We start from the raw sequence: 15,554 nt of genomic DNA, 5'->3' as shown, positions 1-15,554 counted from the left end.
GCCTTCATCACTAGATAAGGGCTGAACAGGGATTTAGCGGAAAACGATGAGCGAACTGAAGACCATCTCCATCCGGGGTGCGCGCGAGCACAATCTCAAGGGTATCGACATCGATCTGCCGCGCAACAAGCTGATCGTCATGACCGGCCTGTCGGGCTCGGGAAAGTCGTCGCTTGCCTTCGATACAATCTATGCGGAAGGCCAGCGCCGCTATGTCGAGAGCCTGTCGGCCTATGCGCGCCAGTTCCTCGAGATGATGCAGAAGCCCGATGTCGATCTGATCGAGGGCCTGTCCCCGGCGATCTCCATCGAGCAGAAGACGACGTCGCGCAACCCGCGCTCGACGGTCGGCACCGTTACGGAAATCTACGACTACATGCGCCTGCTGTTTGCGCGGGTAGGCGTGCCCTACTCGCCGGCGACGGGCCTGCCGATCGAGAGCCAGACCGTCAGCCAGATGGTCGACCGTGTGCTCGCCTTCGGCGACGGCACCCGCCTTTATATTTTGGCGCCGATGGTGCGCGGGCGTAAGGGCGAATACAAGAAAGAGCTTGCCGAGCTCATGAAAAAGGGCTTCCAGCGCGTCAAGATCGACGGACAGTTCTACGAAATCGCCGATGCGCCTGCCCTCGACAAGAAGTACAAGCACGACATCGACGTGGTCGTCGATCGCATTGTCGTGCGCGCTGATGTCGCGGCGCGTCTGGCTGACAGCTTTGAGACGTCTCTGCGGCTGGCGGACGGACTGGCTGTTGCGGAGTTTGCCGATAGGCCATTGCCGCCCGAGGAAACCTCTGCCGGCGGTTCCGCCAACAAGTCGCTGAACGAGACCCACGAACGGGTGCTGTTTTCAGAGAAGTTTGCCTGCCCGGTGTCCGGCTTTACCATTCCAGAGATTGAACCCCGCCTGTTCTCGTTCAACAATCCAGCCGGCGCCTGCCCCTCCTGCGACGGTCTCGGCTCCCTGCAGAAGATCGATCCCGAGATGATCGTCCCCGAGCACGAGCGCACCCTTCGCGACGGCGCGATTGCCCCGTGGGCCAAATCGACGTCTCCCTATTACAACCAGACGCTGGAAGCGCTCGGCAAGCATTACGGCTTCAAGCTCTCGAGCCGCTGGAGCGACCTGCCTGCGAAGGCCAAGGAAGTGATCCTGCACGGCACGGAAGACAAGATCGAGTTCCAGTACGCCGATGGTGCGCGTGCCTACACGACCCACAAGAATTTCGAAGGCATCGTGCCCAATCTCGAGCGCCGCTGGAAGGAAACCGACAGCGCCTGGGCCCGCGAAGAGATCGAGCGCTACATGTCGGCGGCTCCCTGCCCCGTCTGCGCCGGCTACCGACTGAAACCGGAAGCGCTGGCGGTGAAGATCGCCACGCTGCATATCGGCCTGGTCTCGGAAATGTCGATCCGCAACGCCCGCGACTGGTTCGAGACGCTGCCGGCGATATTCACTTCCAAGCAGAACGAAATCGCCGTCCGTATCCTCAAGGAAATCCGCGATCGGCTGCGGTTTCTCAACGATGTCGGGCTTGAATATCTGAGCCTTTCGCGCAATTCAGGAACGCTCTCGGGCGGCGAGAGCCAGCGCATCCGACTCGCCTCCCAGATCGGCTCCGGCCTTACGGGCGTGCTCTACGTCCTCGACGAGCCTTCCATCGGCCTCCACCAGCGCGACAATGCGCGCCTGCTGGAGACACTGAAGCATCTGCGTGACATCGGCAACACGGTCATCGTCGTCGAGCATGACGAGGATGCGATCATGCAGGCAGACGATGTCGTCGATATCGGCCCGGCAGCCGGCATCCATGGCGGCGAGGTCATTGCGCATGGCACGCCGCAGCAGATCATGGCAAACCCGAATTCGCTCACAGGCCGCTACCTGTCCGGCCATCTCGGCGTGCCCGTGCCTTCGGAGCGACGCAAGCCGAAGAAGGGCAAGGAAATCAAGATTTTCGGCGCCCGCGGCAACAATCTGAAGAACGTCACCGCCGCGATCCCGCTCGGCGTGTTCACCGCCGTCAGCGGCGTCTCGGGCGGCGGCAAGTCCACCTTCCTGATCGAGACGCTCTACAAGTCGGCAGCCCGCCGCGTCATGGGCGCCCGCGAAACGCCGGCCGAGCATGACCGCATCGATGGCTTCGAGCATATCGACAAGGTTATCGACATCGACCAGTCGCCGATTGGCCGGACGCCACGATCCAACCCGGCCACCTATACCGGCGCCTTCACGCCGATCCGCGACTGGTTTTCCGGATTGCCGGAAGCCAAGGCGCGCGGCTACCAGCCGGGCCGGTTCTCGTTCAACGTCAAGGGCGGACGCTGCGAGGCCTGCCAGGGCGATGGCGTCATCAAGATCGAGATGCACTTCCTGCCCGACGTCTACGTCACCTGCGATGTCTGCCACGGCAAGCGCTATAACCGCGAGACGCTCGACGTCACCTTCAAGAGCAAGTCGATTGCCGACGTGCTCGACATGACTGTCGAGGAAGGTGTCGATTTCTTTGCTGCGGTGCCTGCGGTGCGTGACAAGCTACAATCGCTGAAGGACGTCGGTCTCGGCTATATCAAGGTCGGACAGCAGGCCAACACGCTCTCCGGCGGCGAGGCGCAGCGCGTCAAGCTTGCCAAGGAGCTGTCGAAACGCTCGACCGGGCGCACGCTCTACATCCTCGACGAGCCGACGACGGGGCTTCATTTCCACGACGTCGCCAAACTGCTGGAGATGCTGCACGAATTGGTGAACCAAGGCAATTCGGTTGTCGTCATCGAGCACAATCTCGAGGTCATCAAGACCGCCGACTGGGTGCTCGACTTCGGCCCCGAAGGTGGCGACGGCGGCGGTGAGATCGTGGCAGTTGGCACGCCTGAGACAATCGTCAAGGAGAAGCGGTCCTATACCGGACACTTCCTCAAGGAATTGCTGGAGCGGCGGCCCGTCAAGAAGGTCGTGGCTGCGGCAGAGTGATCTCCCGGCGAACGGACACTCGAAGCGCCGGATACCGGCATCATAAATGAACGGGGAAAGCATATGACAGCGTCAGGCACCATTCGGACCGGCATTGGCGGCTGGACGTTCGAGCCCTGGCGCGGGACGTTCTTCCCCGACGATCTCAAGCAGAAAGACGAGTTGCGCTACGCCAGCAGCAAGCTGAAGGTGATCGAGGTCAACGGGACCTACTATGCGACGCAGAAGCCGGCGACCTTTGCAAAATGGGCCTCCGAGGTGCCGGATGGCTTCATCTTCAGCCTGAAGGCGACGCGCTACGTCACCAATCGCAAGATACTGGTGGAAGCCGGGGAATCGATGGAGCGGTTTCTGAAGTCCGGCATCAGCGAGCTCGGCGACCGACTGGGCCCTCTGCTCTGGCAGTTCGCACCAACGAAGAAATTCGATGCGGATGACTTCGAAGGATTCCTGAAGCTCCTGCCACAGAAGCAGGACGGATTGCCGCTGCGGCATGTGGTCGAGGTACGCCACGATTCGTTCAAGGTGCCGGAGTTCGTCGCGCTGCTGGAGAAATACCAGGTGGCCCCGGTTTGTGCCGACCATCACGACTATCCGATGATCGCCGATGTGACCGCCGATTTCGTCTACGGCCGCCTGCAGAAGGGCTCCGATGAAATCAAGACCTGCTATCCGCCGAAGGAACTGAAAGAGTGGGCGGAGCGCCTTCAGACCTGGGCCGAAGGCAAGGTGCCCGCCGACCTGCCGTTGATCGATGCTGCACGTAAGGTGAAGGTCCAGCCGCGGGATGTTTTCGCCTTCATGATCCACGATGGAAAAGTCAACGCACCGCAGGGCGCCATTGCCCTGCAGGGCGTGCTTGCCAAATCCTAGCACCGGTCAGAGCGGCCTGACGTGGCCCATCAGGTCTTCGGCCGTCAGGCCCTTGCCGGCCCGGTTTCCCGCTTCGCCGTGCAGCCAGACACCGGCGGCCGCGGCCTCGAAGGCCGGCATGCCCTGCGCCAGAAGTCCGCCAATGATCCCCGCCAGCACATCGCCGGAACCGGCAGTTGCCAACCATGGCGGCGCATTGCAGTTGATCAGTGCCCGCCCGTCTGGCGCGGCGATCACCGTGTCGGCGCCTTTGTAGACGATTGCCGCGTGCGAGCGCATTGCGGCTGCGATTGCCTTCTCGATCTTGCCGAGAGCTTCATCCTTGGCGATATCGGGGAAAAGACGGCCGAACTCGCCTTCGTGCGGCGTCAGAACCAGATGCGTCGGCCCCGTCGCAAAAGCATCGAAGAGCGCAGATGGATCGTCCTTGAAGGAGGTGATGCCGTCCGCATCGAGCACGAGATGTCGATCCACCAGCGCCGCCACGAACTGCCGTGCCTTTTCGCCCGTGCCAAAACCCGGGCCGAGAACGAAGGTCGATAGCCGCGCATCGTCGAGCCACTCCTCAAGAGCGGCTCTGTCATCGATTTCGCGCAGCATGATCGCCGTCAGCGCCCCGGCATTGACTTTGAGCGCGGCTTTGGAAGAGGCGATCGTGACCAGCCCTGCCCCAGCCTTCAGACCCGCCATGGCCGACATGCGGGCCGCACCCGTCGCCGTCTCGCTGCCGGAAAAGACCACCAGATGCCCGCGTTTGTACTTATGGGTCTCCACTAACGCTACAGGCATGGCCGACCGCCACTGTTCCGGTGTGTTCTCGGCGATCAGCGCATTGGCGTTTTCCCGGACGATGCGGGCTGGAATGCCGATGTCGACGATCTCTAGCGTGCCGCACAGCTCCCTGCCCGGCATCAGCAGATGCCCGGGTTTGCGCGTCATGAAGCTTACCGTATGGGAAGCGCGAAAGGCGGCGCCCAGCACTCGGCCGGTAGCGCCGTTGACGCCCGACGGCAAATCGACGGCGATAACCGGGATGGAAGCGGCACGTGTTCGTTCGATCACGGCTGCGACGGCGTCAGGCACATCCCGCGCGAGGCCGGCACCGAAAATCGCATCGATGACGAGGTCGCCGGCCCGGGGCAGATAGGAACCGAGTGGCGAGCCGGCAACCGGACAGGCGGAAAAGGCGCGCGCCGCATCGCCCTTCAGCACGGCTGCATCTCCGAGGTGATATACGTCGACCTCGGCACCGCATTCGTGCAACGCCAAAGCGGCCACGTAGCCATCTCCGCCATTGTTGCCGGGGCCGCACAGGACCGCGTATCGCAGCGTCTCCGGATAGTCCCGCAAGGCCGCAGCCGCCACCGCCCGGCCGGCTTTCTGCATCAGTCCGAAAGAGTCAATTCCTGAAGCCGCAGCGGCCTTGTCGACCGCCGCCATCGATTGGGGTGTCAGGAGGAGTTCAGCTAGGGTGTGTGTCATGGACGATAATGATCGCAACGACGCCTGAAAAACAATCAAAAAATCCCGCGTGCCGCCGACTTAAATTTGAGCAAAAGCACGCTTTTTAATCAGTCGAATTCAGGGCGTGTAGGCCGTTCCAACCGCTGCGGTCCGCCCTCCATTCCGGATATCGTCCGAAACGTGTCTGCGCATATTCAATTCGGGGCACGATATGTCAAACAACCCTGTATCAGCCTCAAAATTGCTCAAAACTGCAACATTTACCGAAACATCTCTGGATAATCTGGCATGATACGTGCATCAACAAGGGCGAGCGGGCAATGTCCGCTCTAACGGGAGAAGCGGAGAGACATTTTCTCATGAAAAAGATCGAAGCGATCATAAAGCCATTCAAGCTGGACGAAGTGAAGGAAGCCCTTCAGGAAGTCGGCTTGCAGGGTATCACTGTCACGGAAGCCAAGGGCTTCGGTCGCCAGAAAGGTCACACGGAACTCTACCGTGGTGCCGAATATGTCGTCGATTTCCTTCCGAAAGTGAAGGTCGAAGTTGTGTTGGCAGACGAAAATGCCGAAGCGGTTATTGACGCGATCCGCAAGGCGGCGCAGACCGGACGAATTGGCGACGGAAAGATCTTCGTTTCCAATATCGAAGAGGTCATCCGAATCCGTACGGGAGAGACGGGTATAGATGCCATCTAAGCCCTCGCCGGTGGCCAGGGCAAAATCGTCATAAAAAACCGAGGAAGCATCCCATGACGACCGCAAACGAAATTCTGAAACAGATCAAGGACAACGACGTCAAGTTCGTCGACCTGCGCTTTACGGACCCGAAGGGCAAGCTGCAGCACGTGACGATGGACGTTGCCTGCGTCGATGAAGACATGTTCGCCGATGGCGTCATGTTCGACGGCTCCTCTATCGGAGGATGGAAGGCCATCAACGAATCCGACATGGTGCTGATGCCCGACACGGAAACGGTTCACATGGACCCGTTCTTCGCGCAGTCGACCATGGTCATCCTCTGCGACATCCTGGACCCGGTTTCCGGCGAATCCTACAATCGCGATCCGCGCGGTACCGCCAAGAAGGCAGAAGCCTACCTGAAGGCTTCCGGCATCGGCGACACGATCTTCGTAGGCCCGGAGCCTGAGTTCTTCGTATTCGACGACGTCAAGTACAAAGCCGATCCCTACAACACCGGCTTCAAGCTCGATTCCAGCGAACTGCCGTCGAACGACGACACCGACTACGAGACCGGCAACCTCGGTCACCGTCCTCGCGTCAAGGGCGGCTATTTTCCAGTTCCGCCGATCGACAGTTGCCAGGACATGCGCTCCGAGATGCTGACGGTTCTTGGCGAAATGGGCGTCGTGGTTGAAAAGCACCATCACGAAGTGGCTGCGGGACAGCACGAACTCGGCGTCAAGTTCGACACGCTGGTGCGCAACGCCGACAAGATCCAGATCTACAAGTACGTCGTTCATCAGGTCGCCAACGCCTATGGCAAGACGGCGACCTTCATGCCCAAGCCGATCTTCGGCGATAACGGCTCGGGCATGCATGTGCACCAGTCGATCTGGAAGGGCGGCAAGCCGACCTTCGCCGGCGACGAGTATGCCGGCCTGTCGGAATCCTGCCTCTATTACATCGGCGGCATCATCAAGCACGCGAAGGCCATCAACGCTTTCACAAACCCGTCGACGAACTCCTACAAGCGTCTCGTCCCGGGCTATGAGGCTCCGGTGCTGCTTGCCTATTCGGCTCGCAATCGTTCGGCTTCCTGCCGTATTCCCTTCGGCTCCAACCCGAAGGCGAAGCGCGTAGAAGTTCGCTTCCCGGATCCGACTGCTAACCCATACCTGGCGTTTGCCGCCATGCTGATGGCCGGCCTTGACGGCATCAAGAACAAGATCCATCCCGGCAAGCCGATGGACAAGGACCTGTACGACCTGCCGCCGAAGGAACTGAAGAAGATCCCGACCGTCTGCGCATCGCTGCGTGAAGCGCTGGAAAACCTCGATCGGGACCGCAAGTTCCTGACGGCCGGCGGCGTGTTTGACGACGACCAGATCGATTCGTTCATCGAACTGAAGATGGTGGAGGTCATGCGCTACGAAATGACACCCCATCCGGTCGAATTCGACATGTACTACTCGGCCTAGTCCTCAACCAGAAAGTCCCGGTCATCGCCGGGACTTTTTTCTGCGCCGAGCCAGCGCGGCGTGCTTTACTGGTCTTGTCGGCCGCCTGACTATGGCAGCGCTGTGGGACAACGGCGGCAAAAGGCTTGAAAAATGTGGCGCATCGTCCCACATAATTGCGTGAAAGGAAGTCGCGCCATGAAACAAAAAGATGCAAAATTCAATATCGGCGAAGTGGTCCGGCATCGGGTGTTTCCGTTCCGAGGCGTCGTGTTCGACGTAGATCCGGAGTTCGCCAACACGGAAGAATGGTGGAATGCCATTCCGACCGAGGTTCGTCCCAGCAAGGACCAGCCGTTCTATCACCTGCTGGCTGAAAACGAGGAGACGGAATATGTCGCTTATGTCTCAGAGCAGAACCTCGTCAGCGACGACAGCGGAGAACCTCTCCGCAACCCGCAGGTCTACCAAATCTTCGACCGCAAGACGACCGGCGAACTCAAGCCCAAGATGAGCTTCGCCCACTGATCCCTCCACAGATACGCCTGCAAAAGGAAGCCGACAAACCGGCTTCCTTTTTTATTTTCGTTAGACTGTGAGCCATAAAAAAAGCCCGGCTGAACCGGGCTTTTTATGCAGATATGTGTAATTCTCACTGGGACTTGGCGGCCTTCTGGGCGTCTTCCAGCTTCTTGCGGGCTTCTTCAGCCTTCTTCTGCATGCTGTCCTGCAGGCTGCGCTGGCTTTCTGCGAGCTTGGTATCGGAGATCGCCGGGCCGTCATAAGCGGCGCCGAAGCCGGTCAGGGAGACCTTGATTGGGTTCGGAGCGCGGCGGAAGTTGATCGATGTGAAGGTCACGTCCGTGCCCTTCTTCAGAGATGCGATCGTGGCATCCGTCAGCGGAATTTCAGCCGTGCACTTGTCTGGCAGGCAGACGGCGTAGTCGACCTTCTGGCCCTTGCCGCCATCGATCTGCATGGTGATGCCAGGTCCGATCAGGCGGGCTGTCGGGACGGAGATCTGCAGGATCTTGCGGTTGACCTTGCCATCGATGGAGATCAGTCCGATTGCCGTCACCAGCTGGCCGCTGTTGGCCATGATCAGGTTCTGGACGATGCAGATGTCGTTGTCATCCTGCTTGGCGCATGTCTTGTACCAGCCGAGACGCGGGGTCTGAGCGGCGCCATCGGCCGGAGCAGCCGGTGCATCCTGCGCAAAAGCGGGCGCGGAAGCGCCGATCACGAGTGCGAGTGCAGACAGAGCCGCGCGAATTGTTTTGTCAGTTTTGAACGTCATAGCGAAATCCGCCTCCTGAAATCCGATGCAAAGCAGCCTTCTGCCACCTCATGCCTTTCGGGTCAAACTGCTGTCCACCTGTCGAAAGAATAAGGCAAATGCATGACTCCGAACTGTGGATCACCTGTTACATGGCGTTGCTTCGGATATCCAGCTTTTCTTTGCAGGTTTCGGCCGCAGGATGGACAAATCCGATGCCTATGTCTTGGATCGAGGAGGCCATGATAAGGTCGCCGTCACGAATCATGCCCTTATGGGAAAGGATGCCATGCGAGCGCTCCGGGTCGCGATTTATCTAGCTGCGGCAATGCTTTGCAAGACCGCTCAGGCGGACCCCGTGCACGGCCTTGCCATGCACGGCGATCCCGCGCTTGCCGCCGACTTCAAGGCCCTCCCTTACGTCAATCCGTCCGTCAAGAAGGGCGGCCATATCAGCTACGGTGTGGTCGGCACCTTCGATAATCTCAACCCGTTCATCCTCAAGAGCATGCGGACCACGGCGCGCGGCATGTGGGATCCGGACTACGGCAACATCGTCTACGAAACGCTGATGCAGCGCTCGCGCGACGAGCCGTTCACTCTCTACGGTCTGCTCGCCCAGACCGCCGAATGGGACGACAAGCGGTCCTATATCCAGTTCAATCTCAATCCCGCCGCCAAATGGTCGGATGGCCAGCCGGTGACGCCGGATGATGTGATCTTCAGCTTCAACCTTTTGCGCGACAAGGGCCGCGTGCCCTACTCAAACCGGCTGAATGCCGTTGCCAAGATGGAGAAGGTCGGCGAGCACAGTGTCCGCTTCACCTTCAACGACAAGGCCGACCGCGAAACGCCGATGATCATTGCCAGCTCGACGCCGATCCTGCCGCAGCATGCGATCGATCCGGACAAGTTCGACCAGACGACGCTGGTGGCACCCATCGGATCCGGGCCTTACCGGGTGAAAACGGTGAACCCGGGCGACAGCATCGTCTTTGCGCGGAACCCGGATTACTGGGGCAAGGATATTCCGGCCAAGGTCGGGGTCGACAATTACGACCTGCTGACCGTTCATTACTTCTTGCAGGAAAACACGCTGTTCGAGGCATTCAAAAAGGGCGATGTCGATATCTATGCGGATGGCAGCCCGGGCCACTGGGCAAATGCCTATGATTTTCCGGCGGCGCGCTCCGGCGAGGTTGTGAAGGATGTCTTCAATCCCAAGCTTCCCAGCGGCATGTTCGGCTTCGTCTTCAACACTCGGCGACCGATCTTTGCCAATGTAAAAGTCCGCGAAGGTCTTTCGCTGGCCTTCGATTTCGAGTGGGTCAACAAGAACCTATCGTCAGGCGCCTACACGCGAACGGAGAGCTACTGGCAGGGCTCGGACCTGTCGTCCTTCGGCGTATCCGCCGATGCCCGCGAGCTCGAAATGCTGGGTCCGATCAGCAAGCGCATCGATCCGGCCGTGCTCGATGGCACATACAAACTGCCCGTGACCAACGGTTCCGGCCGCGACCGCGCTGTGCTGCGCCGGGCCGTGGATCTGCTGAAGGCAGGTGGATACACGATCAAGGATGGCAAGATGGTCGATGCCGGCGGGCATCAGCTGGCGTTTGAGATCATGACACAGAATGCCGACCAGGAGAGACTAGCCATCGCCTACCGGAGAACGCTGAACCTGCTGGGGATCGAGGTGGCGATCCGCACCGTCGACGATTCGCAGTACCAGCGCCGGACAATCAGCTTCGACTACGACATCATCATCAAATCGTTCACATCTTCCCTCTCGCCGGGCATCGAGCAGGTCGGGCGATGGGGCTCGGTGGCGCGTGATCGACAGGGCAGCGAGAACTTCGCGGGCGTTGCCGATCCCGATGTGGATACGTTGATCGGCCACATTCTCTCGGCGCGCGGCGTTGAGGATTTTCGCGATGCCGTCCGTTCCTTCGACCGGCTGTTGCTTTCCGGGCATTACTTCGTGCCGCTTTATCATATCGACCAGCAATATGTGGCACGGCACAAGCGGATAGGGCATCCGGATGTCACTCCCTTGTACGGCTATCAGCTGCCTGTGTGGTGGGATGCTTCGGTGCAGTGAGGTGGTTCCTTTTTGGTGCCTGGTTGAAGCCCGGCGGCAAAGAGACTATTTCGGTCCGATCAACAGGAAAGGGCAACGACCATGGAACGCATCACAATCGATATCGTCTCGGACGTCGTCTGCCCGTGGTGCTACCTCGGCAAGGCGCGGCTCGAACTGGCGATTGCCGAAGTGCAGGACGAAGTCGGTGTCGACATTAACTGGCGCCCTTACCGCCTCAATCCGGATTATCCGCCTGAAGGCGTCGACCAGAAGCAGAAGCTGGCTGAAAAGCTCGGCGGTGCAGACAAGGTGGCCAGCGCTCACGCGATGCTCGCAGGTCTTGGCCGCGAGGTCGGAATTGCATTCAATTTCGATGCCATCACCATCGGCCCGAACACGCTCGATGCCCACAGACTGATCCACTGGGCTGTGACCGAAGATCGCGAGCTCCAGAACCGGGTGGTCGATGGCCTCTTCAAGGCGAATTTCGAAGAAGGCAGAAATGTCGGCGACCACGCCGTACTTCTCGACATCGCCGAAGCCGCCGGACTGGATCGCGCTGTCATCGAGGCCCTCCTCGCATCCGACGCCGACAGCGACCTGATCGTCGCGGAAATCGAGTCGGCACGGCAAATGGGCGTAAACGGCGTGCCGTTCTTTATCTTCGACCAGCAATATGCAGTCAGCGGCGCGCAGACGCCGGATGTGATTGCCAACGCGCTCCGCGACATCGCCAAGACGAAGGGCGAGGCCCGCGCGGCGCTCAACTAGCGCAGCATTTCTCACATTTACCCTGTAAATCAGGCTGCGCGCTCCGTCAGGGCACGCAGCCTTTTATTTTGCCAGTTCCGCCAGCTGCGTCATGACTACGGCGGCGCCCGCCAAGCGCTTGGCTGGTGTTGGGAGGTCGCGGGTGAGGAAGACGCTGTGGTCTGGCCTGATCTTCGCCATTGAGCCCTGCCTGGCGATATAGCCGACGAGGGCTGCCGGATTCGGGAATTCCTTGTGGCGGAACTGCACGACGACACCCTTCGGACCGGCATCGAGCTTCTCCACATGGGCAATGCGGCAGAGCGACTTGATGTAGACGATCTTCAGCAGGTGCTGCACCTCGATCGGCATGGGTCCGAAGCGGTCGATCATCTCGGCGCCGAAACCGTCGATTTCCTTGAGATCGGTGATCTCGCCGAGCCGGCGGTAGAGCGCCATGCGCAGGTGCAGGTCGGGCACATAGTCGTCGGGGATCATCACCGGCGTGCCCACCGAAATCTGCGGCGACCAGCCGGTGTCCTGGATCTCGTCGACGCCCTTCACTTCGACCACGGCCTCTTCCAGCATCTGCTGGTAGAGTTCGAAGCCAACCTCCTTGATATGGCCAGACTGCTCCTCGCCCAGCAGATTGCCGGCGCCTCGGATATCCAGATCGTGGCTGGCGAGCTGGAAGCCGGCGCCGAGCGTATCCAGCGACTGAAGCACCTTGAGGCGGCGCTCCGCCGTCGAGGTGAGCACCTTGTTGACGGGAAGCGTGAACAGCGCGAAGGCCCGCACCTTGGAACGTCCGACACGACCGCGCAGCTGGTAGAGCTGGGCAAGCCCGAACATGTCGGCGCGGTGGACGATCAGGGTGTTGGCAGTCGGCACGTCGAGGCCGGATTCGACGATGGTGGTCGACAGCAGCACATCGTAGCGGCCCTCGTAGAAGGCATTCATGATGTCTTCGAGCTCGCTCGCCGGCATCTGGCCATGGGCAACGGCAACTTTCAGTTCCGGCAGATCCGATTGCAGGAAAGCGTGAATATCGGCAAGGTCGGCGAGCCGCGGGCAGACATAGAAACTCTGGCCCCCGCGATAATGCTCGCGCATCAGCGTTTCGCGGATCACCAGCGAATCGAAGGGCGAGATGAAGGTGCGGACCGCCATGCGGTCTACCGGCGGAGTCTTGATCAGCGACAGTTCCCGGACGCCGGTCATGGCCAGCTGCAGGGTGCGCGGGATCGGCGTTGCCGACAGGGTGAGGACGTGGACGTCGCTCTTCAGCTCCTTCAGCCGCTCCTTGTGCTTGACGCCGAAATGCTGCTCCTCATCGATGACCAGCAGGCCAAGATTGGCGAACTTGATGCCGTTGCCGAGCAGCGCGTGCGTACCGACGACGATGTCGGTCTTGCCTTCGGCGACTTCCTTCTTGGTCAGTGCCAGTTCCTTTGCGCCAACCAGGCGCGAAGCCTGCTGGACGCGGATCGGCAGACCACGGAAACGCTCGGAAAACGTCTTGAAATGCTGGCGGGCCAGCAGCGTCGTCGGCACGACGATTGCCACCTGGGCGCCGTTCATCGCCGCGACGAAGGCGGCGCGCAACGCCACTTCCGTCTTGCCGAACCCGACGTCGCCGCACACGAGCCGATCCATCGGCCGGCCGGCTGCGAGATCGTCACGCACGGCGTCAATGGCGTTCGCCTGGTCCTCGGTCTCGTCGTAGGGGAAGCGAGCTGCGAACTCGTCGTAGATGCCATCGGGTGCGATCAGCGCCGGCGCATGGCGCGTCAGGCGTTCGGCCGCGATACGGATCAGGGATCCGGCCATATCCAGCAGCCGCTTCTTCAGCTTGGCCTTGCGCATCTGCCATGCACCGCCGCCGAGCCTGTCCAGCTGCGCGTCGCTGGTTTCCGAGCCGTAGCGCGACAGGAGGTCGATGTTTTCGACCGGCAGGAACAGCTTTGCGTCGTCGGCATAGAGCAGCTCGAGGCAGGCATGCGGTGCACCGGCTGCCTCGATTGTCCGGAGACCGACAAAGCGGCCTATGCCGTGTTCGGCGTGGACGACGATCGAGCCTTCGTCGAGGCCTGCGACTTCGGAGATGAAGTTGGCGCCGCGCTTGCTGCGCTTGGAGCGGCGGACCATGCGGTCGCCGAGAATGTCCTGTTCACCGATGACGACCAGATTGCCGGTTTCGAAACCACTTTCCAGGTTGAGCACGGCCGCTGCCGCCTCGCCCTTGGCCAGCGCATCGACATCCTTCATCGCCTCGATGGTCTTGACGCGTTGCAGGCCATGCTCGGCGAGCACCTGTAGCAGGCGCTCCAGCGAGCCTTCCGTCCAGGCGGTGACGAGTACCTTGCCACCGGCCGCACGACGATCTGCGATATGCTTGACGACGGCATCGAAGACGTTGACGCGCTCGGCATCGACTTGCTCGGTGGCACCGCGAGCCCAGCGCGGCCCCTGTCGCGCATCGACATTGACCACCATCCGGGTCGCGCCCTCGTGCTCGTTGAACGGCGACATCCGTATGGCGTTGAAGGCATCGAGCGTCGCGCCAAACATCTTGCCGTCGAGGTAAAGCTCGCCGGGGGCCACAGGCTTGTAGGGGGTGCCCTGCGTCATCGCGCCCTTGCGCTGCTCGCCGGACTGCTGGCGCGCCTCGTAATAGTCGCGGACGAGCTTCGAGCGCTCCTCGGCGGCCTCGCGCACCGTATGGTCGGTGATGAAGCGGAAGCCCTTCAGGTAGTCGAAGATCGTATCGAGCTTTTCATAAAAAAGGGGCAGCCAGTGCTCCATGCCGGGATACCGCCGGCCTTCGGAGACGGCGACATACAGGGCGTCGTCGCGGGTGGCAGCGCCGAAGGTCGCCAGGTAATTGGTACGGAAGCGGCTGATCGTATCCGGCGTCAGCGTCACTTCGCTCATCGGATTGAGATCGAGCGAGCGCACCTGCCCGGTCGTCCGCTGGCTTGCCGGATCGAAGCTGCGGATGCTCTCCAGCGTATCGCCGAAGAAATCGAGGCGCACGGGCTCTTCGGACCCGGGCACGAAGACATCGAGAATACCGCCGCGCACCGCGAATTCACCGACCTCGCGCACGGTCGCGACCCGGTCGAAACCGTTACGCTCCAGGCGGCCGGCGATATCGTTCATGCGCAACTGGCTGCCGGGCTTTGCCGAGAAGGCCAGGCTTTCGATCACGTCCTGCGGGGCGACCTTCTGCAGCAGGGCATTGACGGTCACGAGCACGATCGCCGCATGCGGCTTCTTGTGGTATGCGATCAGCCCGCCAAGTGCCGCCAGCCGGCGTGCAGACGTGTCGGAACTTGGGGAAACGCGGTCATAGGGAAGGCAGTCCCAGGCCGGAAGGGTCAGCACCGGGATTTCAGGCGCAATGAAGGACAGCATCTGCTCGATGTCAGCCATGCGCTGTCCGTCCGACAGCACGTAGGCGACCGGTTCGCCGGACCGCGCCAGTTCGGCGATGATAAATGGATCGAGGCCGGCCGGAACGTTGCCGATCGTCAGCGGCACCGGCGCCGCTGCAAGCTTCCTGACGTCGATACCTGCAATCATTCCGCGACCCTGCGCAGGTCGGCGGTCATCTGTTCGAAATCCGGCGCATAGGCGGCTATACGGGCAAACAGCGGCGTCTGGAATCGTTCTGGCACCGGCAGCGTGCCTAGAATCCAGCGGTTCAGATCGTTGTCTTCCTCATCCATGATGATCTCGAACTCGTCGAGCTCGGTCTCCGACAGCGTGGGCAGCTCGGCGTCGGCGAACTGGCCGAACACGAGGTCCATTTCCCGGAGACCGCGATGCCAGCAACGAAACAGAATCCGCTTGCGGCGTGGATCGAGGAGCGCGCTGCTCAGTGTTACGCCTGTCATCTCACACACCTTCTTGTTGCTGCGTCTCTATAAAGCATCGCTTCGAAATGTGGGAACCGGTTTTTCGGAAAAAAGACGTTGCCGGGGATTTTTCCGGG

The 15,554-nt window shown here is 60.8% G+C and carries 11 protein-coding genes; 7 read left to right on the top strand and 4 right to left on the bottom strand.

Going from position 1 to position 15,554, the window contains the following annotated elements; genetic code table 11:
• Window positions 1-46 precede the first annotated feature (46 nt).
• Complete coding sequence (gene uvrA / locus PR018_RS06425) at window positions 47-2,971, top strand: excinuclease ABC subunit UvrA (RefSeq protein ID WP_142828849.1); 2,925 nt, start codon at window positions 47-49, stop codon at window positions 2,969-2,971.
• 63 nt (window positions 2,972-3,034) lie between these two features.
• On the top strand, window positions 3,035-3,844 hold the full coding sequence (locus PR018_RS06420) for a DUF72 domain-containing protein (RefSeq protein WP_142822638.1): 810 nt from the start codon (window positions 3,035-3,037) through the stop codon (window positions 3,842-3,844).
• Between the two features lie 6 nt (window positions 3,845-3,850).
• Here PR018_RS06420 and PR018_RS06415 read toward each other — a convergent pair whose 3' ends face one another.
• Window positions 3,851-5,326, bottom strand: coding sequence for an NAD(P)H-hydrate dehydratase (locus PR018_RS06415; RefSeq protein WP_142822637.1), 1,476 nt, complete (start codon window positions 5,324-5,326; stop codon window positions 3,851-3,853).
• Window positions 5,327-5,667: 341 nt separating this feature from the next.
• Between PR018_RS06415 and PR018_RS06410 the strand changes: the two genes are divergently transcribed.
• From PR018_RS06410 to hspQ, 3 genes are all read left to right on the top strand, one after another.
• Window positions 5,668-6,006: a P-II family nitrogen regulator gene (locus tag PR018_RS06410; RefSeq protein ID WP_003579240.1), complete on the top strand. Its 339-nt coding sequence runs from the start codon at window positions 5,668-5,670 to the stop codon at window positions 6,004-6,006.
• Window positions 6,007-6,059: 53 nt separating this feature from the next.
• Entirely contained in the window at window positions 6,060-7,469 is a 1,410-nt protein-coding gene (gene glnA, locus PR018_RS06405) for a type I glutamate--ammonia ligase (RefSeq protein ID WP_142822635.1), read from the top strand.
• A gap of 177 nt (window positions 7,470-7,646) precedes the next feature.
• On the top strand, window positions 7,647-7,976 hold the full coding sequence (gene hspQ, locus PR018_RS06400) for a heat shock protein HspQ (RefSeq protein ID WP_111215626.1): 330 nt from the start codon (window positions 7,647-7,649) through the stop codon (window positions 7,974-7,976).
• 124 nt (window positions 7,977-8,100) lie between these two features.
• Here the strand turns inward: hspQ and PR018_RS06395 are convergent, their stop codons facing one another.
• Window positions 8,101-8,745: an invasion associated locus B family protein gene (locus PR018_RS06395; RefSeq protein WP_142822634.1), complete on the bottom strand. Its 645-nt coding sequence runs from the start codon at window positions 8,743-8,745 to the stop codon at window positions 8,101-8,103.
• Between the two features lie 268 nt (window positions 8,746-9,013).
• Here PR018_RS06395 and PR018_RS06390 point away from each other — a divergent pair, with 268 nt between their 5' ends.
• Window positions 9,014-10,825 carry an extracellular solute-binding protein gene (locus PR018_RS06390; protein ID WP_142822632.1) on the top strand — a complete coding sequence of 604 codons (1,812 nt, stop codon included), beginning with the start codon at window positions 9,014-9,016 and terminating at the stop codon, window positions 10,823-10,825.
• Window positions 10,826-10,906: 81 nt separating this feature from the next.
• Window positions 10,907-11,578 carry a DsbA family oxidoreductase gene (locus tag PR018_RS06385; RefSeq protein ID WP_142822631.1) on the top strand — a complete coding sequence of 224 codons (672 nt, stop codon included), beginning with the start codon at window positions 10,907-10,909 and terminating at the stop codon, window positions 11,576-11,578.
• Window positions 11,579-11,641: 63 nt separating this feature from the next.
• On the opposite strand, the gene mfd is transcribed toward PR018_RS06385, so the two are convergent.
• Window positions 11,642-15,142: a transcription-repair coupling factor gene (gene mfd / locus PR018_RS06380; protein WP_142822629.1), complete on the bottom strand. Its 3,501-nt coding sequence runs from the start codon at window positions 15,140-15,142 to the stop codon at window positions 11,642-11,644.
• Complete coding sequence (locus PR018_RS06375; RefSeq protein ID WP_111215621.1) at window positions 15,139-15,456, bottom strand: FAD assembly factor SdhE; 318 nt, start codon at window positions 15,454-15,456, stop codon at window positions 15,139-15,141. The genes mfd and PR018_RS06375 overlap by 4 nt, the downstream gene beginning before the upstream one ends.
• Between the last annotated feature and the right edge of the window lie 98 nt (window positions 15,457-15,554).

The organism is Rhizobium rhododendri (assembly GCF_007000325.2).
Lineage (GTDB): Bacteria > Pseudomonadota > Alphaproteobacteria > Rhizobiales > Rhizobiaceae > Rhizobium > Rhizobium rhododendri.
The sequence above is the reverse complement of the archived record's forward strand: the minus strand, read 5'-3'. Positions and strand labels throughout refer to the sequence as shown.

Bases quoted from the DNA above. Each gene is read 5' to 3' on its own strand.
- uvrA (WP_142828849.1), top strand. From the start codon at position 47: ATGAGCGAACTGAAGACCATCTCCATCCGGGGTGCGCGCGAGCACAAT.
- PR018_RS06420 (WP_142822638.1), top strand. From the start codon at position 3,035: ATGACAGCGTCAGGCACCATTCGGACCGGCATTGGCGGCTGGACGTTC.
- PR018_RS06415 (WP_142822637.1), bottom strand. From the start codon at position 5,326: ATGACACACACCCTAGCTGAACTCCTCCTGACACCCCAATCGATGGCG.
- PR018_RS06410 (WP_003579240.1), top strand. From the start codon at position 5,668: ATGAAAAAGATCGAAGCGATCATAAAGCCATTCAAGCTGGACGAAGTG.
- glnA (WP_142822635.1), top strand. From the start codon at position 6,060: ATGACGACCGCAAACGAAATTCTGAAACAGATCAAGGACAACGACGTC.
- hspQ (WP_111215626.1), top strand. From the start codon at position 7,647: ATGAAACAAAAAGATGCAAAATTCAATATCGGCGAAGTGGTCCGGCAT.
- PR018_RS06395 (WP_142822634.1), bottom strand. From the start codon at position 8,745: ATGACGTTCAAAACTGACAAAACAATTCGCGCGGCTCTGTCTGCACTC.
- PR018_RS06390 (WP_142822632.1), top strand. From the start codon at position 9,014: ATGCGAGCGCTCCGGGTCGCGATTTATCTAGCTGCGGCAATGCTTTGC.
- PR018_RS06385 (WP_142822631.1), top strand. From the start codon at position 10,907: ATGGAACGCATCACAATCGATATCGTCTCGGACGTCGTCTGCCCGTGG.
- mfd (WP_142822629.1), bottom strand. From the start codon at position 15,142: ATGATTGCAGGTATCGACGTCAGGAAGCTTGCAGCGGCGCCGGTGCCG.
- PR018_RS06375 (WP_111215621.1), bottom strand. From the start codon at position 15,456: ATGACAGGCGTAACACTGAGCAGCGCGCTCCTCGATCCACGCCGCAAG.